Annotated in this window: 21 protein-coding genes; 8 read left to right on the forward strand and 13 right to left on the reverse strand. The window is 61.4% G+C overall.

The window, feature by feature from the left end:
* A partial coding sequence (locus CQ12_RS45595; protein WP_210180578.1) for a hypothetical protein occupies positions 1-258 on the forward strand: 258 nt, incomplete at its 5' end.
* A 182-nt stretch (positions 259-440) separates the two neighbouring features.
* Here CQ12_RS45595 and CQ12_RS41560 read toward each other — a convergent pair.
* The 3 genes from CQ12_RS41560 to CQ12_RS00445 are packed head-to-tail and all read right to left on the reverse strand — an operon-like array spanning position 441 to position 6,824.
* Positions 441-3,344, reverse strand: a complete 2,904-nt coding sequence (locus tag CQ12_RS41560) for an NHLP bacteriocin export ABC transporter permease/ATPase subunit (RefSeq protein WP_083519048.1) — start codon at positions 3,342-3,344, stop codon at positions 441-443.
* Positions 3,341-5,563 carry an NHLP family bacteriocin export ABC transporter peptidase/permease/ATPase subunit gene (locus tag CQ12_RS00440; RefSeq protein WP_347337400.1) on the reverse strand — a complete coding sequence of 741 codons (2,223 nt, stop codon included), beginning with the start codon at positions 5,561-5,563 and terminating at the stop codon, positions 3,341-3,343. Before CQ12_RS00440 ends, CQ12_RS41560 begins: the two co-directional genes overlap by 4 nt.
* A complete protein-coding gene (locus CQ12_RS00445; protein WP_057833402.1) occupies positions 5,556-6,824 on the reverse strand; it encodes an NHLP bacteriocin system secretion protein in 1,269 nt (422 codons plus the stop codon). Before CQ12_RS00445 ends, CQ12_RS00440 begins: the two co-directional genes overlap by 8 nt.
* 200 nt (positions 6,825-7,024) lie before the next feature.
* Here CQ12_RS00445 and CQ12_RS00450 point away from each other — a divergent pair, with 200 nt between their 5' ends.
* Positions 7,025-7,495, forward strand: a complete 471-nt coding sequence (locus CQ12_RS00450; RefSeq protein ID WP_063799647.1) for a hypothetical protein — start codon at positions 7,025-7,027, stop codon at positions 7,493-7,495.
* Positions 7,496-8,081: 586 nt separating this feature from the next.
* The gene (locus CQ12_RS00460) at positions 8,082-9,647 is read left to right on the forward strand and encodes a CYTH and CHAD domain-containing protein (protein WP_198164028.1); all 1,566 of its coding nucleotides are present in this window, start codon (positions 8,082-8,084) and stop codon (positions 9,645-9,647) included.
* Positions 9,648-9,895: 248 nt separating this feature from the next.
* Here CQ12_RS00460 and CQ12_RS00465 read toward each other — a convergent pair whose 3' ends face one another.
* Complete coding sequence (locus tag CQ12_RS00465) at positions 9,896-10,759, reverse strand: polysaccharide deacetylase family protein (RefSeq protein ID WP_057833405.1); 864 nt, start codon at positions 10,757-10,759, stop codon at positions 9,896-9,898.
* Positions 10,760-10,783: 24 nt separating this feature from the next.
* A complete protein-coding gene (locus CQ12_RS00470; RefSeq protein WP_057833406.1) occupies positions 10,784-11,611 on the reverse strand; it encodes a fumarylacetoacetate hydrolase family protein in 828 nt (275 codons plus the stop codon).
* 89 nt (positions 11,612-11,700) lie between these two features.
* On the opposite strand from CQ12_RS00470, the gene CQ12_RS00475 reads away from it, so the two are divergent.
* Both CQ12_RS00475 and CQ12_RS00480 read left to right on the forward strand, forming a co-directional pair.
* Positions 11,701-12,393 (forward strand): GntR family transcriptional regulator, encoded by a 693-nt coding sequence (locus CQ12_RS00475; RefSeq protein ID WP_057833407.1) that lies wholly within the window; start codon positions 11,701-11,703, stop codon positions 12,391-12,393.
* A 69-nt stretch (positions 12,394-12,462) separates the two neighbouring features.
* Complete coding sequence (locus CQ12_RS00480) at positions 12,463-13,431, forward strand: Bug family tripartite tricarboxylate transporter substrate binding protein (RefSeq protein WP_057833408.1); 969 nt, start codon at positions 12,463-12,465, stop codon at positions 13,429-13,431.
* 75 nt (positions 13,432-13,506) lie between these two features.
* Here the strand turns inward: CQ12_RS00480 and CQ12_RS00485 are convergent, their stop codons facing one another.
* The 4 genes from CQ12_RS00485 to CQ12_RS00500 all read right to left on the reverse strand — a co-directional run bounded on the left by CQ12_RS00485 (position 13,507) and on the right by CQ12_RS00500 (position 17,098).
* Positions 13,507-14,454, reverse strand: a complete 948-nt coding sequence (locus CQ12_RS00485) for a Bug family tripartite tricarboxylate transporter substrate binding protein (RefSeq protein ID WP_198164029.1) — start codon at positions 14,452-14,454, stop codon at positions 13,507-13,509.
* 158 nt (positions 14,455-14,612) lie between these two features.
* Positions 14,613-15,335, reverse strand: coding sequence for an alpha/beta fold hydrolase (locus tag CQ12_RS00490; RefSeq protein WP_245309657.1), 723 nt, complete (start codon positions 15,333-15,335; stop codon positions 14,613-14,615).
* 66 nt (positions 15,336-15,401) lie between these two features.
* On the reverse strand, positions 15,402-16,058 hold the full coding sequence (locus tag CQ12_RS00495; RefSeq protein ID WP_245309658.1) for an NADPH-dependent FMN reductase: 657 nt from the start codon (positions 16,056-16,058) through the stop codon (positions 15,402-15,404).
* Complete coding sequence (locus CQ12_RS00500) at positions 16,058-17,098, reverse strand: LLM class flavin-dependent oxidoreductase (RefSeq protein WP_198164030.1); 1,041 nt, start codon at positions 17,096-17,098, stop codon at positions 16,058-16,060. Before CQ12_RS00500 ends, CQ12_RS00495 begins: the two co-directional genes overlap by 1 nt.
* A 122-nt stretch (positions 17,099-17,220) precedes the next feature.
* Here CQ12_RS00500 and CQ12_RS00505 point away from each other — a divergent pair, with 122 nt between their 5' ends.
* A complete protein-coding gene (locus tag CQ12_RS00505) occupies positions 17,221-18,159 on the forward strand; it encodes a LysR family transcriptional regulator (protein ID WP_057833411.1) in 939 nt (312 codons plus the stop codon).
* Positions 18,160-18,218: 59 nt separating this feature from the next.
* Here CQ12_RS00505 and CQ12_RS00510 read toward each other — a convergent pair whose 3' ends face one another.
* A complete protein-coding gene (locus tag CQ12_RS00510; RefSeq protein ID WP_057833412.1) occupies positions 18,219-19,412 on the reverse strand; it encodes a M20/M25/M40 family metallo-hydrolase in 1,194 nt (397 codons plus the stop codon).
* A gap of 504 nt (positions 19,413-19,916) precedes the next feature.
* Here CQ12_RS00510 and CQ12_RS00515 point away from each other — a divergent pair.
* Positions 19,917-21,005, forward strand: a complete 1,089-nt coding sequence (locus CQ12_RS00515) for a Spy/CpxP family protein refolding chaperone (protein ID WP_057833413.1) — start codon at positions 19,917-19,919, stop codon at positions 21,003-21,005.
* Positions 21,006-21,143: 138 nt separating this feature from the next.
* On the opposite strand, the gene CQ12_RS00520 is transcribed toward CQ12_RS00515, so the two are convergent.
* The 3 genes from CQ12_RS00520 to CQ12_RS00530 form a co-directional block, all read right to left on the reverse strand.
* A complete protein-coding gene (locus CQ12_RS00520; RefSeq protein WP_057833414.1) occupies positions 21,144-21,629 on the reverse strand; it encodes a DUF992 domain-containing protein in 486 nt (161 codons plus the stop codon).
* A gap of 1 nt (position 21,630) precedes the next feature.
* Entirely contained in the window at positions 21,631-22,218 is a 588-nt protein-coding gene (locus CQ12_RS00525) for a hypothetical protein (protein ID WP_057833415.1), read from the reverse strand.
* Between the two features lie 409 nt (positions 22,219-22,627).
* Positions 22,628-23,155 carry a hypothetical protein gene (locus CQ12_RS00530; RefSeq protein ID WP_057833416.1) on the reverse strand — a complete coding sequence of 176 codons (528 nt, stop codon included), beginning with the start codon at positions 23,153-23,155 and terminating at the stop codon, positions 22,628-22,630.
* Between the two features lie 448 nt (positions 23,156-23,603).
* On the opposite strand from CQ12_RS00530, the gene CQ12_RS00535 reads away from it, so the two are divergent.
* On the forward strand, positions 23,604-25,904 hold the full coding sequence (locus CQ12_RS00535) for an MHYT domain-containing protein (RefSeq protein WP_057833417.1): 2,301 nt from the start codon (positions 23,604-23,606) through the stop codon (positions 25,902-25,904).
* The last annotated feature ends 5 nt before the right edge of the window (positions 25,905-25,909 follow it).

Raw genomic sequence — 25,909 nt, forward strand, 5'->3', positions numbered from 1 at the left:
GCTCGGGCAGTCGAACACCAGCTCGATCGGCTAACTTACGGAAGCCCGCACACCCCTGGCTGCTCCCGGGGTGTGTGGGTATTCATTTCAATCGACAATTTTTGGACGCGAGCACCCTCGCTCAGGGAATTACTGGAAGAGGGTCTCGACACGGTGTCGATGCGCTACGCGCGTACCCGCGCCTGCCTGCCGAGAGATGCTCATCACACAGGGGATGGCCCGGCCGGATCCATCAAACGCGATCAGGAAACCCTGTAAGTCCTGGAAGGTGAGAGATCTTCCGCCCCAGGTCCGCTCCACACAACCGCTGTGCTCTTCTGGAGGTCGCCGTGTGGCCTCCCAGACGACCTCGCTCATGTGGGCTCTTGCTAGTCCCTATTTCGGTTCGTAGGACTGTGAAGTGCACATGATGTTTCAGGATCGTTGTCCCCGCCGTTAGGCTAGCGATGAGCCGGTTCGACCAATTGCCGCTCGGCAAAATCCGAAAACGGCCCCGGCTCGCTCATGAGCTCTGCGAAGCTTCCCGTTTGCACGATTTTGCCGCGCGAGAGCATGACAATACGATCTGCATTGCGGACGGTGCTGAGGCGGTGCGCAATCACAATCCGCGTGATGCTCAGTCGTTCCAGCGAGGCGCCGACGATGCTTTGGGTTTGGTTGTCGAGCGCGCTGGTTGCCTCATCAAACAGAAGAATCCGTGGCGAACGCGCAAGAGCCCGGGCGATCAATAGTCGCTGCCGCTGACCGCCTGACAGCGTACTCACGCCTTCCGCAACCAGCGTATGCATGCCCATCGGCATCTGCACGATGTCGGCATCCAGCGCCGCCAGTCGGGCGGCCTCCCACGCCTTCTCCAGCGGCAAATCAACGCCGCCGCAGATGTTTTCGTAAAGGCTTCCGGTTGCGAGCTTGGTATCTTGCAGCACCACCCCAAGCTGACGGCGTACCGCGCTGATGTCGAGCGTGTTGAGCGCCTTGCCGTCGTAAAACACCGTGCCGGCTTCCGCCCGCTCAAAACCGAGCAGCAAACGAAAGAGCGACGATTTCCCGCTGCCGGAGGGGCCGACGATCGCGACGTAGTCACCGGTCGCAATGCTTAGGCTGACGTCATCGAGGACCTTCGGCCCGCCTCGCGCATAGCGGAAGACCACGCCGGAAAGTTCGATCTCTCCGGATAGTTCTCCAGGCGATCGCCGTTCCCCGGAGATCTCGGCCGAGGTGGAAATCACGGGCTTCAGGCGGGTGAGGTGTGGAATCGCCACCAGCGATTCGCTGACGCTCGAGGCCCAAGTGCCGATCGCGGCCATGGTCTGTCCGAACGCCGCCAGAAAGCCGAGAAAAGCGCCGAGATCGAGCAGGACGCGACTGTTTGTGTAGGAGGCAAGCGCAAAGATGGTCAATGTCGCCAGCATCGGAAAGGCGGAGTCAAAGGTGCTCAGCGCGTTGGCCGCTTGCTGCGAGACGATGAAATAGCGCCTCTGTACGGCAAATTGTTGCGACCATCGCGCTAACGCGCGCGCCGTTGCGCCTGCCACGCGCAACTTGCTGACTCCCGTAATCAACTGCAGCACAAAGCCGTTGGCCGTGCCTTGCAGGTTGAAATGCCTGGTTTCATAGTAGAGTCGCAGGGCGCTCGTGGCAAGAATCACAGCCGCTCTAATCATCGTGAGCAGCAGTGCAATGGTGCCCAGACGGAGGTCATAGTAGAGCATCAGCCCAATGCTGAAGAGACAAAAGAACGAGGCCGTAAAGCCGCGCAGCACGCGTCCGGTGAAGATCCGGCGAGCGGCGTTGATGCCCATGGCGCGATCGACCAAGTCGCCGCTTGTATGTTCGCGAAACAGAGAAGTGGGTAGGCGGAGCAGTCGGTCGATCAGCGCGGCCTGCAGTTTATAGTCGAGCAGACCTTCGAGCCTTAACGTGACCCGTCCTTGCATCATCTGCAGACTGGCCATCGCCATAGCGGTGACCGTCAGCGCAAGCGCACAAACAACGAGCTGATCGATCTCGGTGCGCGGGATAACCGAACTGACCAGGACATTCGTCAGCAATGGCGGCACCAGCGACAGTAGCCCGATTACCAGAACAGCCAACGCGATGCGCGCGATGCTACCTGAGACGCCTCGCCACGCGAAGGTAAGCAGATCGCGGTATCGAAGAGGGTGGGGTGGCAACGCTGGATAGAAAGCGATGGCCTCCGGATTGAGCTCGCCGGCAACGGAGCGATCGACCAAGCGATGCCTTCCGCCTTTCGGATCGAACATCGTGTAGGTGTTCGCCCGATTGCGCACCAGCGCCACTGGACTGCGTTGGTCTCCAAGCCAACCGAGGAGCGGTCCAACATCGGTCTTCCACCAGACATCGCGCAGGACCACACGGCGGACCCGCAGTTGGGCCGTGCGAGCGATGTCCAAAATCTCGCTGAAGGCCTGTCCTGCGGGCTGAGCTCGCTGAGAGAGCGGAATCGGTATTCCCAGTTCTTCTCCGACGATGCGGCAACTGCAAAGCAGCGGGTCCGCCGGGTCCCACTCGGATTGCGCGCGATCGCGTTTTCTGACCACGATATCAGAGAGGCGCTCAAACGAATCGAGCGTTTGCGACGCAATGAGTTCGCCACGCCGGGCCAGCTGTTCCCGCTCTCGAATGGCGCCCTCTGCCAGGCTGCACTCAAGATGGCCAATAACTGCCAGCTGGAATCGATCAATCGCGGGCCAGAGGAGCAGGGCATCCGGCGGATTCGCGTCGAGACGCAATTTGCACCCGTGCTCGCCGGCTTCCACCCACACTCCACCGGTCAAAGGGAGAGGAGGCTGCCCGGGAGCGAAGCTCGGGCCAAGGCTCATGAGCTTTGCCGTCCCGGTTTCGAGGTGTGCCCATACGAGGTCCCGCATCGGACTGCGACGGCGCTCGCCCGGCTGCAGTTCAATCGCTTCACCGATCACCTGCTCGGAAATGGTCTCGCTTGCCGCCGAGCGGGCCATGAACGTCGCCAAGTGGGCAATCCAGCCAGACACACGTTCAAAGGACGCGGCACTGCGCGGCACCTCCAAAACCTCTGTCCCAGGGGCTCCGACCGCGATGATTTGCAACCGGCTGCCTGAGGTTTCGCAGGCATTGTGCAGGTCCAGAATGCCGTCGCCGGTTTCGACACGAAACAAATGCTGGCGCGTGCCTGTCGGCTGAACTGCAAACAAATCGACGTGACCGGCGGCCACCTGAAGAATGTGTTCGTGGTCGCTGAGAAGCATCGGGCGACGCGCATCGAGCGCAGTCCGCTGCAACAGGCCGATCGGCACCTCGCGTTGATGCCCAACGAAATTTTCGCTGGCAAATCGATCCGTCATCCGCGCGCCACCAGTTTGGCATAGGAGGCCTGAAGCGCAAGAAGCTCTTCATGCGTGCCGCGTTCAACGATGCGACCGCGTTCGAGCACGATGATTTCGTCGCAATCGCGTATCGTGCTCAGGCGGTGGGCGATGATGATGCAGCTGCAGCCTCGGCGCCGCAAGTTGTCGTCGATGGATTTTTCGGTGATCGGATCAAGTGCAGCCGTCGCTTCATCCAAGACAAGGATCGAGGGATTGCAAACCAGAGCTCGGGCGATTTCGATGCGCTGACGCTGACCACCGCTGAAGTTCGTACCGCCTTCATTGACGTAGCAGTCATAATTGCCCGGTCTGGTCGCGAGGTCTTGATGAATCAGCGCGTCCTTGGCCGCCGTCAGCAGGTGGCGCTCATCGGTTGTTGAATCCCAGAGCGTCAAATTGTCTCGCGCGGTTCCCTCGAACATAAAGATGTCCTGGTCGACATAGGCGACGGAGTTCGCGAAAACGTCCGCAGGAACATCTGTCAGCTTCCATCCATCAAAACGAATCTCGCCCGACCAGGGTCTGTACAGTCCGCAGATCAGTTTGCCGAGGGTTGACTTTCCGCTGCCCGACACACCGACGAGCGCGACCCGTGAACCGGCAGGGATCACTAGCGAAAGATCCGCCAGAAGCGGCGGCTCGAGCACCGAATAGCCGAAGCTGACGTTGTGAAGTTCGAGTCGGCCGGCAAGCTTGGGCGGGAACGCATCCACATGTGTCGGCATTGGCGGCGCTAGCGGGTACCGGTAGACATCCTCGAGCCTTTCGAGCGCTCCCTTCATGGTTTGCAGGCCGCCGAAATAGTTCACGAGACCGACAAAAGGTTCGGAGAAACTCATTGCCAGGGTTTGGAAGGCCACGAGCCCTCCCAATGTCAGCGAGCCCTGAATGACCCGCCAGCCTCCGAAACCAAGAATCGCGGCGATCATGAGGCCGGTGAGCAGGGTCGGGACCATGTCCAATATGATGGCGGAGGCGCCGATTCTCTGTTCTGCGTTGAGGTTTTTGGCCTGAAGGCCGGCCCACCTGCCGAAGGCGTCGTCTTCCAACCCACTTGCCTTGACTGTTTCGATGGTTCGTACCATGCCCACGGTCGCCGCGAGCAGCTTTCCCTGTTCGAGCCCCAGCCGATAGCTCAGTTCCTGGCGGCGTGGAGCGACAAGCCGCAGGATAAGAACATTGATCAAAGAGATTGCGACGCAAAGCGCGGTCAGGGCGACGTCGTAGACAGCCATAGCCGCGGCGAACATGACTACCGACATCAGGCTGAGCGCATTGGCGGCAATGCCGCTTGAAAGCAGCTGGGCGATCTGTTCGTTGCCTGCAATACGGTTCGCAATATCGCCGGCGTGACGTTGGGTGAAGAATTCCAGCGGCAGCGTCATGACGCGCCACAGAAAGCGGCTGGTCATCACGACGGCGAGCTTGGTCTGCAGCCGCAATAGCAGCGATTGGCGTAGGATGGTCAGAGAGGCCCGGAAGGCCGCCGTCAGCGCCATGCCGATCAGGAGCGGCGCAAGCCAGCCGCGCGTGTGCTGGATCAAAATGTCATCAACAAAGATCTTTGAGAATCCCGCGGCAACAATATTGGGCACGACCGCGGCGATGCTGACAACAACCAGCAGGGCCACCGCTTTCTTTGATTGGCGCAGCTCACGCATGAGCAGGCGTATGCCCTTCGGTTTGCTGCCAACCTTCTCGAACTTTTCGCCGCGTTCAAACACCAGGACAACGCCGGTGAAGGCGAGGTCGAGCTCGACCAGATCGATCCGCCGCCGCCCGCTCGCGGGGTCGTTTATGTAGGCGCGCTTTTTGTCAATTCCTTCCAGGACCACAAAATGGTTGAAGTTCCAGTGGATGATGCAAGGCATTGCCATTTCGGCGAGTGCCGGAGGTTCGACGCTGTAGCCCTTCGCCGTCAGCCCGTGTCGGCGCGCCGCTCTGATGATATTGCTCGCCTTGCTGCCGTCGCGCGATACGCCGCATGCGATACGAAGCTGCTCCAACGGAATCCACGCCCCGTAATAGGCGAGAATGATGCCAAGCGCTGCCGCGCCGCATTCGACGGCTTCCATCTGCAGGATGATGGGTGTCCGTCGGATGCTTCGGCGCGGCAACCAGCTCGCCATGCGGTTGACGTAAGATTTGGGCCGCCCGCGCTTGCTGGTTAGCTCGTTTGGAGTAGGCTTATCCATCAATTCCCGTGATTTGCTTGAGCAGTGGTACTACCAGATCGAGGGGGCGCCGCCGGCGTGTTGTGATCTCGGCCCGCGCCAACGTTCCGCTCGTGAGATGAATGCTCGGCCCCTCGCCAACGGCCCATCGATATCCGGTCATGGTGGAGGCGTCTTCATCGAGCTCAACCGTCGCGGCGTAAGGTGCACCTTCGCGCGAGAAGCGTGAAACCAGGCTGTCGTTATGCAGCAGTGCAGCCATGCCTTGCGGCGTCATCGGGAAATCGGAGATGCTGACCACGCTGCCCAGCATCATGCCAAATTCCTCGCGCTTGACCGTGCTCGGCTCGAGGTGCACCTGCATGCCCGGCTTGATAGATTTGCCCCGTTCGGCGGGAATATAGACGACGGCTTCGAGCTTGGCGCCTTCGCTTTCGATCGCAATCACCGCTGTGCCGACGGCCAGCACCGAACCGGGCGAAATCTTCACTTCCAAAACCCGCCCGTCCATCGGGCTGATCACTTTGGTGTTCTGGCTCAGCTGCTCGGCGGCGGCATTCATTTGCCGCCGGGCCTCGTTGACGGCAAACTGGGACCGCTGAATTTCGCGCCCGCGCTCCGTCTCCAGATCCGTCTTCTGCGCCCGCAACTTCAAAATCTCGTTTTGGGCGTCAGTACGGCGTTGTTGCGCATCGGCCAGTTCGCGGCGTCGCTCTTCCAGATTGCGCCGCGTCGTGTATCCCTTGGCTAGCAAATCCTCCAGGTTTTTGACGTCGACGGTGAGATATTCGATGCGTTGGATCGTTGCTTTGATCGCCTGTTGCAGGGCGGCTTCAAGTTTTGCAAAGTTCTGGCTCTTGGCGGCGAGCTCGCTTGCAACTTTCGACACCCGGTCGGCGAGCTCCCGCTCGCGTTCATCAAAGACCTCGGTGGCTGCGTTGTGCTTTTGCTTGATGTCGGTTTGAACGATCTCGGCGATGGGCTGGTCCTTACTGACGCGATCGCCCACCGCGACTGCGACCACCTGCAGCCGTCCGGCAGCGGCGGATACGGCATCGACGACCTTACCGCCCCTGCTGATCAGGATTCCCTCGCCCGAGACGCGGGTAGGCACGCGCCCAAAGATGCCCCACAGCACGGCCGCCATAAGCGCGATGCACAGCACAAGGGTAAAAATCCAATCAGCGGGCTTGGTGATAACAACGACATGATCGAGCTGTTCGGGAGACGCAGCCCGGTCAAGGGCCGCGGCGCGAAATGCCCGTTGCGGTCCGTCGGTCATGCTCTTATGCTCCGTGTTCGGAGCGGTTCAGACGTCGACATATCTGCACGCAATGCAATTGATGAAATGAAGTCGACGATGTCGGATATTTGCACAGAATCGACCGTCTAACAATAAGGGGCGGCGGGAAGGGACCAATTGTGACGCACGGGCTGATCGGCACCGCGAGACTTTCGTGCCCAGCGCGAGCGCAGCGAAAGATGCTGGCGGCAAGCTTGGCGCTTGGGCTGTTCCTACCCAGTGTGTGTTGCGCGGGTATCCTCTCCGAGAGCGATTTCAGGCAGGCGGAGAGCCTTAAGCCACTCTTTGCCAACCTCATGAACGACCTTGTCGAAACCGCAAAGCGCCCCGATGTTTCCAGCGGCGACGCCGGCTGCATTAACGAGATCATCCGGGAACTTCTCCAGATCTCCGACGAACTAGCGAGCTATGATTATCTGATCACGATGGAGAAAGATCTGACCGACTTTGGCGACAACAATCCGATGCGGGGTATCGTCAAGTTTGCCATCGACAACAGCAGCTCGATCTTGATGAGCGAAAGAAAACGGCTGGTTCAGTTATCTGATCAGTGTGCAAAATATCCGTTGGCGCAAGGCAAGACTCAGCAGGCCGTAAACATCATCGACAGGACGACAGGCATATTGGCTTCCATTCGATCTCGCCTTTGACCCGGGCGAAAAAAATGGCCGCCGGCAGTGCCGGTACCGATAATTTCAAAATGCGAGTTGTGCATAGCGTTGAGCGGGAGGGATCTCCTTTCAATCCTTGGTCAGCAGAGTAAGCCCGCTGTTCGGTTTCACCGTGATGCGGGTCACGAATACCGGGTCGTCCGAAAGAAAAATCGGGTCGCAAGAATCGAAAACGCACGATCGCGATCGCCGTAGAAGGCGTCGATGGCGCTCGTTCCGAACGCGATCGCAAGACGATGAACAATCTGCTGACCGATCAGGGGTCGGTAAACCGGCCGACGACGGCAAGCCAGTTGCTTCAACGACTCGCATGCCAGGAAGATCGGTCTTTTTCACGTTACCTGCTGAATCGGACCGCGCGGGCGGCGCTGCAGCGCATCAGCAAATTCCTGGGGATCCCTTCGGTTGTCCGCCGGGGCGTTGCTCTCAGAGATCGGCACTCATGACCGTGAGATCGGCTTTGCCTTCGTCATCCCCTTGGATTACGAGTAATGCCTTGCCAGCGTCATAAAACCTTCATACCCCATCTCCGATGGAGAAATCGTTGGACGCGCGGGAGCCAGTCTTGAGCGATTCGGGCGCCGCCATTGCCGTGCAACCGGGTGAGCATGCGGAAATCGAACTCAAACTGCTTGCGCCGCAAGGATCACTCAAGAAACTGCGCGAGCTGCCTGTCATCCTGCAGTATGCGCGCAACCGGGGTGCGTTTCACCGTCTGGAAACGGTGTATTACGACACGCCGGAGCGGCTGCTCTTCCAGCATGGCATGTCGCTGCGCGTGCGGCGCAATGGCAAGCACTTCATTCAAACACTGAAGCTCTTGCCCAATGACGGGCAACCTCTGATGCGGCGGCAATGGGAAGCGCCGGTTGACGGCGTCAGCCCTGATCTCACGCGGCTTCCCGCCGACGAGGTCGGCGATCCAATCACGACGCTGACCGACGACGCGCTGGTGCCCGTTTTTGCCACGAAGGTGCGCCGGCACGCGCGGCAGCTCGACCTCCCCGATGCGTCGGTAGAAATCGTATTCGACGAAGGGACGATCGAGGCCGGTGCGCGCCAGCAAGTCCTGTCCGAAATCGAACTCGAATTGAAGAGCGGCAATGCTGGCGTCCTGTTCGATCTCGGAACGCAGTTGCTCGGCGCTGCGCCGCTACAGCTCGGCACGCGCAGCAAGGCGGAACGCGGCTATGCTCTCGCTTTTGACATCGTCCAGCCGGCAGCGAAAGCCGAGCTGGTCGGCATCACCGCGGAGCACGTGGTCGACGATGTTATCGCACTCCTGGTAGGGTCCTGCTGGCATCATCTTCTGAAAAATTACCCGGTGGCGGAGGAGGGATCGAACCCCGAAGGCGTGCACCAGATGCGCGTCGCCTTGCGCCGTTTGCGGACGATCTGCGCGCTGTTCCGGCGCGATATTCCGTCGCCCGCATTCCAGGCGGTCAACAGCGAAGCGAGATGGCTGATGCAGCAGCTCGGCCCGGCGCGGGAATGGGATGTTTTCGCCGAGACCGTTGCTCGCCTGGTTGCGGCAGCTCCGGATATCGACCTTGGTGGCCTGCGCGAGGCGGTCGACCGGCAGCGCAAGTCGAGCCACGGCGCCTTGCAGGCCGCTCTCGCCGATCCGCGTTGCAGCCGTTTCCTGCTCTCGTTGGGGCAGCTGGTGGAGCGCCGCGGCTGGCGAAACGAGATCGGCAACGACGCGCTGGCCGTCCTGTCGCAACCGATGCCGACGCTTGCCGACAAGATTCTGGTGCGACTGCATCGCAAGGTGCTCAAGCGTGGCGCGCATTTCCGGCGACTCAGTCTCGATGCGCAACACGATCTCCGAATCGACCTCAAGAAATTGCGCTATGCGGCGGAGTTCTTCCTGCCGCTCTATGCCGCCCATACGCCCGCGAAGCGCTATATGAAGCGGCTCGTCAGGCTCCAGTCCAGTCTGGGAAGCGCGCGCGACATCGGTAGCGCGGGCATGCTGCTCGATACTATCCGACAGGACGGCCAGCCCGCGCTGCATCTCGCCATCGGCGCGGTGGTCGGCTGGCAAGCCCACGATCGGATGGCAGTGACGAAGACCCTGCGCAAGAGATGGCGGCGGTTCAAGGCGACGCCGACATTCTGGGGCCGATGAGCTCATACGCAAGCGCGCTCGATGCGCGCAGACGCTCATCGAGAATCCTTCTTCGCAACACATTGCGAACAACACTAGACGGGATCTGCTGTCAAAAATCGACAGTAGTTGACCCTCTCCTGAAATGCATCAAGAATGAACTTTGCGCCGCCTTTCCAGTGCATGAGGAAATTCAGTTCACTCGGCATTTGGAAATTTTGTGCCGGTTTCGTTTCGGCACATTACGGTTCGAAACCGGCGCGGTTCAACTATGTCCAATAGGTCCGGGCATGCAGCGCTGCGGTACGCCGCGTACCGATCCAGACGTTGCGCGCGGTCCGCGCCTTTTTCATCATCGCATCGAAAGTCCAGGCGCCGGCCGGACGGCCGTAGACATGGGTGTGTATGGTGACGTCAAAAAAGAGCGGCGCAGATTCGTGCTCGAGGCTTGCTGCGAGCAGATCGTCGAACTGTTCGATCAAGGTGCGTGCCGCGTTGCCATAGCGGATCGCGCTTGGCAGGTCGTTGACATCCATCGTCAGCGGCATGCCGACGATCGCACGCTCGCCAAAGGCTATGTGATAAGGCAGATCATCGTCATTGCAGTCGCCATGATGAAGGTAGCCTTGTTCGCAGAGCAGCGCCGCATGAATGGGACTGCCCGTGCCGCGCGGACTTATCCACCCCGACGGCATTTCGCCTGTCAGGTCCGCGATCAAGCCTGTCGTGCGCTTGATGTTTTCGCGCTGGCCTGCCTCGTCGAGATAGACGGGTATGACATCCATTCCGTAGGAATGGGCGATGATCTCGTGCCCGCCAGCGTGGATCGCCTTCACCGTATCCGGCCATTTTTCCGCGAGCACGCCATTGACCATGATGCTCATGGGGATTCCGTTACGCTCGGCAACCTCAAGCGCGCGCCAGATGCCGCGGGTGGGGCCGTATAATCCCCATGATGCAGCGTTGACATCAACGAATCCCGACCGCAACGGATTGCCCATTGGACCGAGTCCCGGCGTCTGCCCTTCGGACCAGCCTTCGTAGGCGACGTTGAAGATGATCCCAACCCGGGCACCGCCCGGCCAGCGGAAGGCGCGATCAAGTCGTGTGACGGATGTAGGCGTAAGTTGCATGATCTCAATCCAGGCTGGTTGACGTCAGGACTGCGCAATCGGATTGCGCAGCACGCCGATCCCATCGATCTCGATGGCGCATACGTCGCCGGGCTTCAGGAATACCGGCGGTTTGCGGGCATACCCGACGCCCGACGGCGTGCCGGTCACGATCAAATCGCCCGGTTCGAGCGTCATGGCGTCGGACACGATTGCGATGAGCCGTTCTATCGAAAAGATCATGTCGGAGGTGTCGCCGCTCTGCATCACGACGTCGTTGAGCCGGGTCCGAATGCCCAGTCCGGCGGCTCCTCGCGGCAATTCGTCCGCCGTCGTCACGTGGGGTCCGAAAGCGCCGGTCGCGTCAAAATTCTTGCCGATCGTCCATTGCGACGACTTGCGCTGAAAATCGCGGACCGAGCCATCATTGAAGCACGAATAGCCGAACACACAGCCTAGAGCATCGCGCTCCGCCACTCTGCGCGCCCGCGCGCCAATGACGACGGCAAGCTCCGCCTCAAAATCGAGTTGGGTGGAAACCTCCGGCACAAGCAACGGCATTCCGTGCGGAATGAGTGACGTCAGCGCGCGCAGGAAGATCGCGGGATAATCAGGAATCGGGTTGCCGCCTTCCCTGGCGTGTTCGCGATAGTTCAGGCCGATACAGATGATCTTGCCGGGGTTGGGCACTGGCAGGCCGAGCGTGACATCGCTGATCGGGCGCGTGCGGCCCTCGCGGACCCGGCCATCGTGCATGAAGGCCTGGATGGCCTCGACCGTCTCTCCGCCGCCGGTCTCTATCTCGGCAACAAAGTTCCCGCGCAACGCGCCCGGGCGCCACCTTCCGTCGTCCAGGAAAGATACCAATTGCATCACATTTCACCGTCAAAACTGTTGATTTTTGAACTAATATCGATATTTCTTTAATAGATCAATAAATATCGATAAAATGGTTTGGGCAAATGCAGCTTTCCGAGTCATCGACAAAAAGCCTGGCAACCCAGGCGGCCGAGGTGCTCCGGGCCAAGATCCTCAGCGGATTGGAGGTGCCGGGTGCGCGTTTGGGGATCGACGATCTGAAGCAGCGACTGGGCGTTGGTGCTTCACCGCTGCGCGAAGCGCTGAATCTGTTGGTTGCCGAGGGGCTCGTTCAAAGGATTGATCAGCGCGGCTTTCGGGTGGCGCGAGCTGATCGGTCGGAATTGGCTGACCTGATAAAGACGCGCTGCATGATCGAAGGTGCCGCCTTGCGCGCATCCATCGCCCAGGGCGATCTCGCGTGGGAGGAGGGCGTTGTTGCAACGCTGCATCGCATCGGTCGCATTCCGCGCTCCCTTTCGTCGGAGCGATTCGACCCGAATCCAGCTTGGGACGAAGCACACCAGGTTTTCCACCTCGCGCTGATTTCAGCCTGTGGTGCCACCATGCTGCTCGACATCTGCAAGACGCTGCATCAGCGAGCAACGCGGTTCCGCAATCTCTCGAATTCTGTCGGCTGGGGCGAACGCGATGTAGCGAGCGAGCACGCGGCGTTGGCTGAGGCCGCTATTCAGCGCCGCGCCGATGACGCTGTTCGCCTGCTGGAAGCACACTACCGGCGGACTGGCCTTGTTCTCGAGCAGGGGATCGAGGCCGTTGCGACCAGCCGGTTGTGAAGGCACCGGGCGGGACAGGAACCCCTTGAGAAAAACAAACCGGTCCCCTGGGACCGCAGGAGGAATCCGATGATCATGTTGAAGGGTGCGTTTGGTGCCTGTTTTGCCGCGGCTGCATTGCTCGCTTGCAGCCCCGTTGCCGCCCAGGATTTTCCGACGCGAGCGGTGCATCTCCACGTCGGCTTCGCGCCCGGCGGACCTGCCGACATCGTCGCCCGCATCATCGGCCAGAAGCTGAACGAACGCTGGAAACAGCCGGTGGTGATCGAAAATCGCGGCGGTGCCGGCGGCAACATCGCGGCTTCCGCGATCGCAAAAGCCGAGCCCAACGGCCTCGCGATACTGGTCAGCACATCTGCCTTCGCAGTCAATCAAACACTTTACAAGGCGCCCGGATACGCGCCGGACGATCTGCGCGCGGTGGTGATCGTCGCTACCACGCCCAACCTCATCATCGGGGCGCCGACGTTGCGTGCAAAGACCTTGAGGGATGTACTGGATGCAGAGAGGTCGGAGAAGATGACGTTCGGTACCGCCGGTGTCGGCACTACGCCGCATCTGTCGGCGGAACGGATCTTTCGCGCGGCGGCGAGAGGCGACATTGCGCACGTGCCCTTTACCGGTGCCGGTCCCGCCATACAGGCCGTTATCGGCGGGCATATTACCCTCGCCAGCGTTGCGATGTCGGCGGGGGTCGGCAGCGTCCAGGCTGGTCAAGTCAAGGGACTCGCGATCACCAGTGGAAAGCGCGTGCCAGCGCTCCCGGATGTACCGACCGCGCGCGAGCTTGGTCTCGGCGACGCTGACGATTCAACCTGGGTTGCCCTTTTTGTTCCTGGCAGAACGCCGGAAACGATTATCGACAAGATCAATACCGACGTGAATGCAATCCTTAAGGATCCGACGACGATCGAGCAGCTGGACAAGATTGGCTTCCTGCCTGTCGGTGATCGACGGAGCGAAGCTGAAGAGTTCGTTCGTGCGGAGACCAAGAAATGGGGCTCCATCATCAAGACCATCGGGATCGAGCCAAACTGACGATGGACGGAAGTGATGCCTCCGATATGCGGACGGCCTTCATTTGCGAACGTCTTTCGGTAAGGGATCGTGCAGCTAGTTGGCGCTAATGCCCCGTTCGCGGATGATCGCGCCGAACCGCTCGGAGTCTTTCCGGGACTTTTCCTTGAACTGTTCGGGAGACATCGGAGCGGCGATGTTGCCGAGGGTCGCGATGCGCTCGTTCAGTGCAGCATTTGCAAGCGATCGATTGATTTCCTTGTTCAAGCGCGCGACGATCTCGGGTGAGGTTCCAGCCGGCGCGTAGATACCGAATAGCGCGTCTGCGTCAAAGCCGGTCAGTCCAAGCTCGTCGAGCGTGGGTACGTCAGGAAGTTGGGGCGACCGTTGCGGGCTCCCGATCGCAAGCGCGCGCAGCGTGCCGGCTTTCACGTGCTCGATGGCAATGCCCGGGTCGAACAGGAAGTCGACTTGCCCTCCGAGGAGGTCATTGAGTGCCGGCGCCGCGCCACGATAGGGCACATGCACCGCATTGGTTTCGGTCATGTTTTTCAGCATTTCTGCCGCCAGATGCGGAGAGCTGCCAATGCCGGGCGATCCGAAATTCCGCTTTCCCGGGTTGGCCTTCAGGTCGGCAATGAACTCCTTGAAATCACGCGCTGGATTGTTGGCCCGGATGACGAGATAGAACGGGACGCGCGCAACGGAAGCGACGGGGATGATATCCTTCGTTGGGTCGAAGGTCATCCTGGCATAGAGATGAGGATTGATCGCCACCATCCCGCCTGAAGACATCAGCAGGGTGTAGCCATCCGGCGCGGACCTCGCTACGGCTTCCCCGCCCAGATTTCCGCCGGCGCCTCCCTTGTTTTCGATCACGACGGGTTGGCCGAAAACTTCGCTGAGAGGCTGACCTATCAGCCGCGCAAGCTGATCTGCTGCTCCTCCGGCGGGAAAGTTGACGATGAGACGAATGGACTGGGTGGGCCAGGTCTGTGCCAGCGAAGTGGATATCAGGCTCGCGGTGAAGGCGATCGCGACCACGATGGCTCTCATGTTTGTCTCCCCAAGTTATATTTTTTCAAAAGGAAAGTCGGTGGATCCCAGATCCGATATCCGAAAGACAGCGGATCGAATGACCTGCTTTCAGGTCGCAAGGAAGTTGCCAATCGCCGTGACACAGGCGGGGTCTTCCTGCATGGCTAAGTGCCCGGCGCCGGACACGATAAGGTGCGCGCGTTCGGAATCGCCCCGCCCCAGATCTCTGCCTGACCGGCAAGTGCGATCCTGTCTCTGTCTCCCCACACGATCAGGGTCTCGTTGGGTATCCGGCTTAGCCACCGACCGAGATTTGGGTGCCCCATGCCGTGTGCCTTCTGAATATTCGTCAGCGCGTTGCCCTCCTTTTCCCTTGCTGCAATGAACTGCTCGGGTGGAGGGGCGAGTGAGCCGCCAGGAAAGTATCGGGCAGCAACTTCGGCGCGATGAGCCAGGTAGTGCGGCATATCCTGTGGCGCGACTTTACGGAGGTCGGTGCTGGGATGATCGGGGTGGTTGAGTCCGGCAGGCGCGTTCAGCACCAGACGGGCAAAACGTTCGCCGGCGACCGCCGCCATTTCAGCCGCCATCCATCCGCCCATGGAATGACCGACCAGGTGCGGCCGATCCAGGCCCAACGCTGCGATGAGCCGCAGATTATGGACGACCAGATCCTGCATCCCGCAGATATGTGGCGCAGGCCCACTTTCGCCGAAGCCGGGGTGGAACGGCAGATAGACTCGAAACCTGTCGGCCAATCCGCGCGCCCATTCCTGTCCCTCGATTGTTGCCGCTCCGTGCAGCGCCAGGACGGCCGGGCCGTTTCCGATGACCTTTATGACGGTGTCGACGGCATCAATGTCGAGCCTTATCGTTTCGAATGTCACGTCAAACACCTTTCTGACCGCGGGTTACTCTCGGAGAACGCCGAACGCCTCTGGGCTTTGCGGGGACTATGGTGCGGCCATTGCATCGATCGGAATCGAGTGTGCGCGCTGTCTGTCGCGGGATTGCATGCGCACGAAATCGATTACCTGGTGTCCCACCGTCTCGAGCTGACGCCTGGTTGCCACATCGGTGCAATTGCCCTCGACGTCGAACAGAGCCGTGGAAGTGTTCAGCACGGCACCGAATGGCGTTGGCCAGCCTCTTAGGGAGTGAGCAATCGTCCGGAGGGCGGCGAGCGTTTGCCCGACAGCCTGCCATCCGCCGGCGCAAGCGATGCAGCCGACTGGCATTCCGTCCAGGTAGGCGCGCGCATCCGTCCTGAGTTCTTCCGCGTAGTCGAGGGCGTTCTTGATCAATCCGGATATCGACCCGTGGTACGCGGGTGAGGAGATGATGATGCCCTGGCATTCGCGAAGCGCAACCAGCAGACGCGAAGCCTGGTCGGACGGCGACTGTCCGGGGATATACATCGGCAGCAGCAGCTCTGCGCCGGAGAGAAGGATCGTCCTTGCGCCCTTATCCTCGGCTGCCTTGAGGCTGATCGCGAGCGCGCGTTCGGAGGATGACCCGCGCCGCGGAGTTCCTCCAATCCCGAGAATGAGAGGCCTGTCCTGAATCATCCATTGCTCCAGCTGATGCTCACGCGATCCGGTTGGGTTCATCAATCGATCTGCGCACGTCGCAATTGGGGGAGGACCTCCTCGCCAAAAAGAGCGAGTGTTTCGCGGCGACGCCCCGTGACGCTTCTGCCCAGCATTGCGAGAAAATGACCCGCGCCGCATTTGCGGCATTGATCGATCACCTGCTCGGCGACCTGCGCCGGCGTGCCGGCGATGTAGTCGTCGTCATGCAGTGAAAATCCGGCCCCGGCCCTCGGTGCATCAAGCAACGAGGATGCGCGATCCACGACGCGCGGATCGCCAGCCACAACCTTCAGCGTCGCCGCCTTCGCAGCCTGCGATTCCTCGCGCGCCTCGGCAGCATCCCGTGAAATGGAAATGTTGCGCCGGATTGCGAGCTGATCGGGCCCTGCCGCAAATCCCAGTTGGGCAGCCTCCTTGCGATACACGTCGAAGATTTCCGATATGCGGCCGACGGACTCGAATCCGGTGCAGATCTTGGACCGGCGTTGCGCGGATTTCTGCGCGGACGCCGTACTCACAACAGTGGTCCATTTCGGCGGAGAAGGCTGCCGGAAGACGTTCGGCATCAGGGTCAGGTTCTCGAGCTTCCAATACTTTCCGCTGTGATTGATGACGGGGTTCACGAGGGCAGCATCGAGGATTTCCAAAGCCTCGTTGAAGCGCTCGCGGGACTCCTGCATTCCCAAGCCAATTCGCGCGAGTTCTTGCGGCACGCCGGCTGCAAAGCCGATTTCAAGGCGACCGTTCGTCAGATGGTCAAGCATCATCAGTTCTTCGACGATGCGCCATGGCTCGTAGAACGGCACGACCATTCCCATCGTTCCCAGGCGCAGCCGGGTCGTGTGACGGGAAATGGCGGCGATCAACAGGTTGGGAGAGGGGCTATATGAAAGACCGAAGTGATGTTCGCTGAAGAATATGCCTTCGAATCCCAGCTTTTCGGCTTCGAGCCAAAGCGCGTAACCCTCGTCAAACACGGCAGTCGCAGTGCTCGGCGGCGTCTCCCGATCGCTCAGATTCGGGGCCTGCATGAATTCAAAAATCCACGGCTTGATCAACATATCCCTCCCGGTGAACGGCTATTTCTTGGTTGGCTGCGTATCTCTTGCCTACACCGGGTTTTTAAATTTGAAAAATCGATTATATTGATCTGTAATATCCACAAAACGGATGTGAGAAAATGCGGTTCGAAGGCCTGGACCTCAATCTCCTGATCGCGCTCGACGCGATTCTCGAGGAGCGTAGTGTGATGGCGGCCAGCCGACGCCTTCATCTCAGCCAGCCGGCAATGAGCGCCGCGATCGGCAGATTGCGTCACTATTTCAACGACGACATTTTCACGATTTCACAGCGTAAGCTGGTGCCGACGCCCCTGGCGCAATCGCTCGAACGGCCGACGCGCGACATACTGTTGCGAATTCGAGCCAACTTGATCTCTGTGCCGAGGTTCGAGGCCGCGAATTCGCAGCGACGCTTTCGGATAGTCGTTTCCGACTATGCGAGCATGGTATTGATGCATCCCGTGATGAAGCGCGTGTACCAGAGTGCGCCGGGAATATCCTTCGAGCTGTTCCCGTTCAATGATCGGGTGCATGACCAGCTTCAGCGCGGCGATGTGGATTTTGTCATCGTGCCCGATGTCGATGTTCTCGACGGTCATCCCAAGCAGTATCTGTTCGCCGACGAATTCTGCTGCGTTGCCTGGACCGGGAGCCGCAAGGTCGGACGTTCGGTGTCGCTCAGCCGCTACCTTCAACTCGGACACGTAACCGCGCAGTTCGGCCCCACTCGCAGGGCTGCCTTTGAGGAGCGGGCGCTGGTCAAGTTGGGTTACAAACGCCGCATCGAGGTCGTTGCACCGAACTTTACCACCATGGCAACGATGGTAATCGGAACAGACCGCGTCGCAACCATGCATGAGCGCCTTGCTGTCCTCTTTGCTCGAAACTTTCCCTTGAAGCTGTTGCGTGCACCGGTCCGCATTTCAGGATTTCGAGAGATCCTTCAGTGGCCGGCTTCCTTTCATTCGGATCCCGCACTGGTGTGGATGCGCGAGATCATATCCGATGTCGCGGCCGAAATTGATCGGACACCGGCCGCGAAAATGACGTTTGGGTAAGGGAGGGGGCGATAGCGGTTGAAGTTCGCCGGCGCCCCTGAAATGTCAGTGCCAACAGCTCATCGCATGGTCGCAAGCTGTACTGCGAGCGCGCACGCCCGGTCGTACTCGTCGCGATTGATCCATTCGTCGATCGTGTGCGGCTCGTTCTGCCCCGCGCCGAAGGTCACGGTCGGAACACCGTGGCGGACCATCCAGTTCGCGTCCAGCCCGCCACTCGCGGCGCGGATGCTCGGCGTATTGCCCATGGCGGAGACGGCCGCGACCGCGCGTTTGACGACCGGCAGGCTTTCCTTCATGCGGAACGGATAATAGTCGGTCTCGGCCTTGAACTTCACGCGGCCTGATTTGCCCTGGCTGTTCTTGACGCGCTTCGCGGCCTTCTCGAACGCCGCTTTGTAGGCTTTGGTGATCTCCTTGAAAAACTTCGCATCGTGGCTGCGGCTTTCCCCGCGTACGTGCACATAGTCGGTGACGACATTGGTGGCGTCTCCGGCTGGCCGCCCGTCGCCCCCGGTGACGGGACCGACATTGCTCGTGCCCTGCCGTTTGCCCTTCACCACCTTGCCGAACCAGCCGCCGGCCTTCAAATCGGCGAGGGCAAGCGCAAGGACCATGGTCGAACTGATCCCGCGCTCGGGCGCGACGCCGGCATGCGAGGCGCGGCCGAAAATCTCGACGTGCCAGCGATCCGCGCCGACGGCGCCGATGGTGACATTGGAGGCAGAGCCGCCGTCATAGTTGAAGGCCATGATCGGCGAGCCGAGGTCTTGCGTCTTGACGTGGCGCGCACCCCATAGCCCGCTCTCCTCGCGCACGCAGAACAGCAGCGTGATCGGCGGATGATCGAGCTTCTGCTTCGCCAGTTCGGCTGCCAGCGTAACGAGAACGCCGCAGCCGCAGCGGTTGTCGCCGCCAAGCGCGGTCTTCGCCTCGTTGACGATCTTGCGCCCCTTCAGCTTCGGCTTCGCCCCGGCGCAGAGCGGCACGGTGTCCATGTGGGTCATGAACATGATCCGCGGCTGGTTGTGCATCGCGCCGCGGCCGGGCAGGTCGACGATGAGGTTGCCGGTCTCCGTCGGCACGGGAATGCGTGTGTTGGCGTCGTCGAGACGGATCGCGTCCGCCGGCACGCCGCTTTCCTGCAGTGCTGCGGCCAGCTCGCGCCCGATCGCTGCCTCCTTTCCGGTAACGCCCTCGACAGCGAGGAAGCGCATGAGGCGGTCGGTGGCGGCTTGAGTGTCGATAGACATGCCTGATCCCTTCGATGAACGGTCCTGTGAGCGTCTTTCGCGGCACTTGGTTCGCAAGGCCACTCAGACACTTCGCTGGGCCTAATTTAGAGCGGAGCAGGCAGGAATTCGTCAAGACATCAAAGGGACCGGTTGTGCAACTTGCCGCCTCCGGGCAACCCGACGTTGCATCAGCGATTGGCCTCGGGCGCGTGACCGGTCGTCCCATTGGCGGAATGGGTTGTCCGTGGCTTCATTCCCGGCGAGCCTTAAACCGTTACGCTTCTTGATCAACTCGGCGTAACGGCGATCGGCCGATCTCTCCGGAACCTTTGGTTCCATCGGGCGTTCTCGTTTCGCAGAAATCGGCGGCGCGAGGGTGCGATGTCGAAACTCCCTGTTGTATTTGTCATTTTCGGAGTGTCCTGCCTGCTTATGGCCACTGGGCCGTCGAGTACCGCCGAGGCGAGAGGCCTGCAGCTTCGGGTTGGCGGCGGTCCCATCGGCATTGTGAGATCCATTGCGATGCTGCCTTTCCGAGGCCTGCATGGCCGGCGCGGCGAGCGCGTCAGAACGGCAAACCTCCGTGACGAGGCGGCCGGCGCGTCGTCGCGCGCCAATGTCACCCGCGGCGCCGATTGGGTCACGAAGCCGGTGGCACGGATGCAGGTCGGAGCCGCTGCCGCGCTAGCGGGCTGGCACGGTCGCCGCGGCGCGAGCGGATGGTGGCAGCATGCTGATGGCGGATATGGGTGGGTGGGACCGTTGTTCTGGCCGTTCGCCTACTACGACATCTATGACTACACGCTCTGGGGTGACGGCATGGGCTTCTGGGGCTATGGCTATCGCGACATCTACGCCGCGATATTCACGCCTTATGGCTACGAGGATCTCACCCGCTACACGGAGCCTCCCCGAGGTCGGCGGCATGGCAGGCTTCCTTCGCTCGCACAAATCTGTGGCGATGATGCAAGCGAATTTGCTGGCCTCCCGATCAAACAGATCAGCCAGGCGATCCTGCTGAGCGAGGAGCAGCGCACGGCGCTCGACAATCTCGCCGACGCGTCAGTCAAGTCCGCCCAGATCATCCGCGAGGCCTGCCCGGCCAAGGCCGCGTTAACGTCGTCTGGCAGAATAGCCGCGATGCAACAGCGCCTGGGGGCGATGAAATCCGCGATCGCCTATGTTGCGGCGCCATTCGAGACATTCTACGAGTTGTTGGACGGCGACCAGAAGGGGAAGCTCGCCGAGTTGTCCGGTCAGCGCGCACCATTTGCGCCCAAGGTTCCGGCCACGCAGAGCTGTACGCCGCCCGAGGTGCTGCCATGGCCCGCCGGCGAGATCGAGGCGAGGCTGCGCCTGAACGACTCGCAGCGTCAGGGGCTGGACGCGCTTCAGCGGATGAGCGCGCTCGCCAGGAACACGCTGAATTTCAATTGCCAGCCGGACGAGAACCTCGATCCGCCCGACCGGCTTGCAACGGCTGATGCAAGGCTCGACGCCATGCTGGACGCGATCAAGCTGCTGCGGCCGGCCCTGGATGATTTCCTTGCAACGCTGAGTGACGAGCAGAAAGTTCAATTCGAGACCATCGGAGCAAAGCGCACGAGCTGATGGATCAGCCGGTCGGGGGGCGGAGGTCCGACTCCAACTCCATGCTACGGCCCACAGGCAGCGGACAAGGTTCGATCCCGGTTGCTTTTCCTCCGCCAGCAAAAATTTGGGGCGCTCACCTTAAAGCAGAGCGAGGCGTTATTGCCGTCCTCTTTCGCCGAGGGTCAGATGGGTCACCGTCGCCGCGAGATTGACCCCGATTGCGCGCTCGGTGGAAAGCGGCTGCAGGACGACGCTTCGACGGGATCCGCCGATCAGGACGTTGGCGCCGAAGCCTGGACCCAGCGCAACATTGCCGCTGGCTCCCACATAGCTCCCGCGCATGGTGCCGGGACCGATCCGCGAGTTCTTGGCAAAGACGGCCCAGGATAGAACGCCACTTCCGGTGACGCCGAGATCAAGGCCGACACGCCTTATCCGTCCGGCGTAGATGTAGCGGTCCGACGAACCTCGCCGGTAGAATACGCAACGCAGCGATTGCGTCGATCCAACGAGGAATCCGATCCGCGGGCTGCTGGAACACAGCAGCCGGCCGGCCCTGAACATCTCGCCTTGCGCAGGCGTAGCGACGACGGAAATCAAGGCGGATACGCACAGCGCGCAAAGCAACCGTATCGTCTGCATCTCAGGCCTCGACTTGATGTTTGCTGTTGTCAGATGCGGCCACGCGGCCATAGCCAAGCCAGAAGGTCATGCCGATCCCGACCACGAACACGGCCGCAAGAAGGAAGAAGACCATCGACTGCTTCAGCCAGGAGAGCGCCGGGACAGCAGCACCCATGGCAATGCCGAGGAAGCAGATCTGCGGCGACAACAGGCTGAGGCCGGCGAGGAAGGTGCCGAGCGCCAGCAGGGTAAGGAGCACCAGGCTGGTGGCCGGCGTGGGAAGCAGTTGTTGAACGCCGGAAACAAGCATCATGTTCATCGTGACCAGGACGGCTACCCAATGAAGCGCCTGCGTCCACATCAGCCGAAACTGAGCCTGCTTGCTGTCGAGCTCGGGCCATTTGGTGACGACGCAGACCACGGCGATGGCAAGTGCCAGGAACTCCCAATAGCCGACAAGCGGCTGATGCGAGATATTGGTATAGGCGACGCCCGCGATGGCGAGCACGAGTGCGATGACGAAGGGTACCCGCTGCCAGGGGAAATTGACTCTTCCAGAGTCGGCGGGAGGCGCGCTCTCGCTCTGCTGCGTGTCAGTCTCGCTCATAGGCCATCCACCCGTCGGCTTCGTTCCAGCGCTGCTTTCGGATCAATCATCGATCGCTCAAGTCACTTGAACGGGTTGGGCTCGTCGCACCGAGCAATCGGCAAGCGGCTCAATTAGCCGACGGCCGTGCTGTAGGCGCCTGGGTGCGAACCCGCCTGCTGCCGAAATGTGGATGCTGTCCGCCGCGGTGACGCCAATACCGATGCTTCTGCGGGGTCACATTTTTATTCACCTTTGCGCTCTTTGGCGCCGCGGCACCTTGGTCAGTCGATTGGGCCAGGGACAGGCTTGACGGCGCCGCAATGGCGGTAGCCACGCCGACGATCAAAGCGCCGAAAACGAGTCGGATATTCATGCTCGCCTCCATTTCGGTTGGTCGCGGAACCGGCCATGGCATGCGTACGCAGGCTCATGCGCCTCGTGTATCGCGTATGGCCTGAGCGACTTTCGTTGCCTGCGACACGCGACCGATCCTCGCGCCCGTGACGATCTTGCGTCGACGCGTGCTCGAGCGCGGTGCCATGCCTTCATGGGAAGTCAATCCGGCAGAGGGATAGGAAATGAAGTTCGCGGCTCGATGCAGCGCCAGCGCCTTTCGAGCCGCTTCGACATGGGCGGTCCGCGCTGTCAGGTTGTGAAGGCGCCTGAGCTCCCTGTTGAGCCGCTTCAGGGCTGCGGCAAAGACCTGCTTGCGCTGTGACGGACGCTCGGCGGTTCCGGGGAAGTTCGTTCCGCGAGCCGCGCCTTTGCCGCGCATCTCTCGCCGCTTTTGCCGGCCGAGGGTGCGCTCCTTGTCGTGCATCTTGCGCAGGCGGGATCGCAGATCCGCAAGGTCAGTCGGCTCGACATCGTAGATGGCGGGATGATGCGTGAGGCGGATCGCCTCGTATTCCTCGTGATTGAGGAGGCTGCGTTCGAGCTTGCATGGGACTGACATTCTGCTTCTCCATTGAATCTGTCGAAGCTCGCGTGAGACTCATCCCGGTGTGGCGCCGCGTGCAAATGACATGTCATGCTCCCATGCTGTGCCGCACGATCGGGCATCTGGTACTCGGGCCGGCACTTCAGTAGCGGGCACGGGGACGGCGGAGAAAAGGTTTTGGCCGTCCGAGATACAGGCTCAATGCCGACGGCCGAGCGCCAAGCTTCCGATGGTACCTGCTTCATGGAAAGGTTACCGCTCCAAGCCGGCATTGGCAACCTAGGGTTTTTGATGCAATTGAATCGAACGTCGGAATAGTGCAGCGCGCTTCGCGAGCCAACCCGGCGTCAGCCAGGGCTCTGCCGCCGATTTTGCTACTTTCAACGGACGGCAGTTACACGGGAACAATGCGCTGCCACAAATTCGGTGCTATTGATTCGCGTCCCTCTGCGTCGTCCACGGAATGCACCACCATCCAGGCTCCCACGATCCCGTTCTTGTCGCGCTGTCGGTCCTGATCGCCGCGCTTTCCTCCTACACGGCGCTGGATCTCGCGACTCGCATGCGGGCTGCTTCCGGCTTTGCCAGCCTGGCTTGGCTCGGGGCTGCGGCAGTCGCCATGGGCGGCGGCATCTGGTCCATGCATTTCGTCGCCATGCTGGCGTTCAGCCTGCCGGGCGTGAATATTTCCTACGATCCGCTCCTCACGCTGCTCTCGCTTGCCCTTCCCATTCTGGTCGCGGCCGCCGCTTTCGTCGTCGTAAGCCAGCGGTCGAACGCGCTCGTCGTGTCCGGTATCGGAATGGGGCTCGCCATCTCCGGCATGCACTACACCGGCATGACCGCGATGCGGATGGCGGCTTCCATCCACTACGATCCGCTGTGGGTGGTGCTTTCCATCGCTATCGGGATCGGGGCGTCCATCGTCGCGCTGTGGCTTGCCTTTCGCACGACGAGTGTGCTCGAGCGCATCGCGGCGGGCGTGGTCATGGGTCTGGCGATCTCCGGGATGCACTACGCCGCCATGCAGGGCTCCTCCTTCATTCCGATGGATGGCGTCCTTGGCCGTGCGGCATCCGGCACGGTTGGACAGGCGCCGCTCGCGTTCCTGATCGCCGGGACCACCATTGTGGTTCTCGTGATCGGGCTAGCCGTGGCCGTGCACGATCGCTCCTCGGCAGAACGCGCCGGTCGCGAAGCCGAGGCGCTCAGGCGAAGCGAGGAGAAGTTCCGCCTGCTCGTGGAAGGGGTGGCCGACCACGCCATCTTCATGCTCGACCCCGAGGGGAGGGTGGCGAACTGGAATCTCGGCGCTATCAGGCTGATCGGCTACGGCGAGGAGATCGTCGGGACGCACTACGCCATCCTCCACACCGACGAGGACCGCGACGCCGGCATTCCGGAGGCGGTGCTTCTGGATGCCAGGCGGGAAGGCAAGTCGGCAGGCGAAGGCTGGCGCGTGCGCAAGGACGGCAGCCGCTTCTGGGCCGAGGCGACGATCCGCGTGGTGCGCAACGAGCGGGGCGAGGCCATCGGCTTTGCCAACATCGTGCGGGACGTGACGGAACGCCGCCGGGCCCAGGAAGCGCTGGAGCGCACCCGCGACGCGCTGGCGGTCTCGCAGAAGATGGAGACTGTCGGGCAGCTGACCGGCGGCGTCGCCCACGATTTCAACAACATACTCGCGGTGATCACGGGCAGCCTCGAACTCGCGAAGAAGCGCCTCCAGACCGAAGATCCGAGGATTCACCGGCTGCTCGACAACGCGATCCATGGTGCGCTCCGGGGCGCCTCGCTGACCCAGCGCATGCTTGCCTTCGCGCGCAAGCAGGACCTCAAGCCCGTCGTCGTGGATGTGCCGGAACTGGTCCGCGGAATGTCCGCGCTGCTGAAGTTCAATCCAGCGATCCGGGTCGAGACCCGCTTTCCGATCGAGCTCGCCAAGGTGAAGGTCGATGCCAACCAGCTCGAACTCGCGATCCTCAACCTCGCCGTCAATGCGCGCGATGCGATGACGGCAAGTGGCGGGACCATCAGCATCGCTGCGCGCGAAGAGCAGGCCACAAATGGCCTGGCCGAGGGACGATACGTGGCGCTCTCGGTGAGCGACACCGGAGCGGGCATGGACGAGGAGACGCTGAAGCACGCGCAGGAGCCGTTCTTTACGACCAAGGGGGTGGGCAAGGGAACCGGCCTCGGCCTCTCGATGGTGAAGGGGCTGGCCGAACAGTCCGGGGGCGCGCTGATGCTGAAGAGCCGCGTCGGCGAAGGGACCACGGCCGAGATCTGGCTGCCCGCCTCGCAGGACGAAAAGCTGCCGGAGCCCCATGCGGCGGAGCCGTCACGCTCCGCGCCCCGCAGCCATCGACCCGTCTCCGTGCTGGTCGTCGACGATGACCTTCTGGTCCTCGACAGTATCGCTGCGATGCTCGACGATCTCGGCCACGCCGTGATCGAGGCACGCTCCGGCGAAGAGGCGGTCCAGCTTTTGCGCCGAACGCCGAAGATTGACATCGTGGTGACCGATTACGCCATGCCGGGGATGAACGGGCTGCAGCTTGCCGAGACGGTGGCCGCCGAGCATCCCGGTACGCCCGTGGTGCTCTGCACCGGATATGCCGAGCTGCCGGGCTCCGCGCAGCCGCTTTTGCCACGCATTTCGAAGCCGTTCGACCAGGCGGGGCTGGTGGCCGTCATGGAGGAAGTGATGCGCGCACGGGCAGATGCGCGCTCGGTTTTGCCCCTGCGCCCGAAGCGCGCCTGACGCTG

It is taken from the genome of Bradyrhizobium jicamae, from assembly GCF_001440395.1.
GTDB classification, from domain to species: domain Bacteria; phylum Pseudomonadota; class Alphaproteobacteria; order Rhizobiales; family Xanthobacteraceae; genus Bradyrhizobium; species Bradyrhizobium jicamae.

What these genes read in the sequence shown, in the direction of transcription:
- CQ12_RS41560 (WP_083519048.1), bottom strand. Translation starts at nt 3,344, where the DNA reads ATGACGGATCGATTTGCCAGCGAAAATTTCGTTGGGCATCAACGCGAG.
- CQ12_RS00440 (WP_347337400.1), bottom strand. Translation starts at nt 5,563, where the DNA reads ATGGATAAGCCTACTCCAAACGAGCTAACCAGCAAGCGCGGGCGGCCC.
- CQ12_RS00445 (WP_057833402.1), bottom strand. Translation starts at nt 6,824, where the DNA reads ATGACCGACGGACCGCAACGGGCATTTCGCGCCGCGGCCCTTGACCGG.
- CQ12_RS00450 (WP_063799647.1), top strand. Translation starts at nt 7,025, where the DNA reads ATGCTGGCGGCAAGCTTGGCGCTTGGGCTGTTCCTACCCAGTGTGTGT.
- CQ12_RS00465 (WP_057833405.1), bottom strand. Translation starts at nt 10,759, where the DNA reads ATGCAACTTACGCCTACATCCGTCACACGACTTGATCGCGCCTTCCGC.
- CQ12_RS00470 (WP_057833406.1), bottom strand. Translation starts at nt 11,611, where the DNA reads ATGCAATTGGTATCTTTCCTGGACGACGGAAGGTGGCGCCCGGGCGCG.
- CQ12_RS00475 (WP_057833407.1), top strand. Translation starts at nt 11,701, where the DNA reads ATGCAGCTTTCCGAGTCATCGACAAAAAGCCTGGCAACCCAGGCGGCC.
- CQ12_RS00480 (WP_057833408.1), top strand. Translation starts at nt 12,463, where the DNA reads ATGATCATGTTGAAGGGTGCGTTTGGTGCCTGTTTTGCCGCGGCTGCA.
- CQ12_RS00495 (WP_245309658.1), bottom strand. Translation starts at nt 16,058, where the DNA reads ATGAACCCAACCGGATCGCGTGAGCATCAGCTGGAGCAATGGATGATT.
- CQ12_RS00505 (WP_057833411.1), top strand. Translation starts at nt 17,221, where the DNA reads ATGCGGTTCGAAGGCCTGGACCTCAATCTCCTGATCGCGCTCGACGCG.
- CQ12_RS00510 (WP_057833412.1), bottom strand. Translation starts at nt 19,412, where the DNA reads ATGTCTATCGACACTCAAGCCGCCACCGACCGCCTCATGCGCTTCCTC.
- CQ12_RS00515 (WP_057833413.1), top strand. Translation starts at nt 19,917, where the DNA reads ATGCTGCCTTTCCGAGGCCTGCATGGCCGGCGCGGCGAGCGCGTCAGA.
- CQ12_RS00520 (WP_057833414.1), bottom strand. Translation starts at nt 21,629, where the DNA reads ATGCAGACGATACGGTTGCTTTGCGCGCTGTGCGTATCCGCCTTGATT.
- CQ12_RS00525 (WP_057833415.1), bottom strand. Translation starts at nt 22,218, where the DNA reads ATGAGCGAGACTGACACGCAGCAGAGCGAGAGCGCGCCTCCCGCCGAC.
- CQ12_RS00530 (WP_057833416.1), bottom strand. Translation starts at nt 23,155, where the DNA reads ATGTCAGTCCCATGCAAGCTCGAACGCAGCCTCCTCAATCACGAGGAA.
- CQ12_RS00535 (WP_057833417.1), top strand. Translation starts at nt 23,604, where the DNA reads ATGCACCACCATCCAGGCTCCCACGATCCCGTTCTTGTCGCGCTGTCG.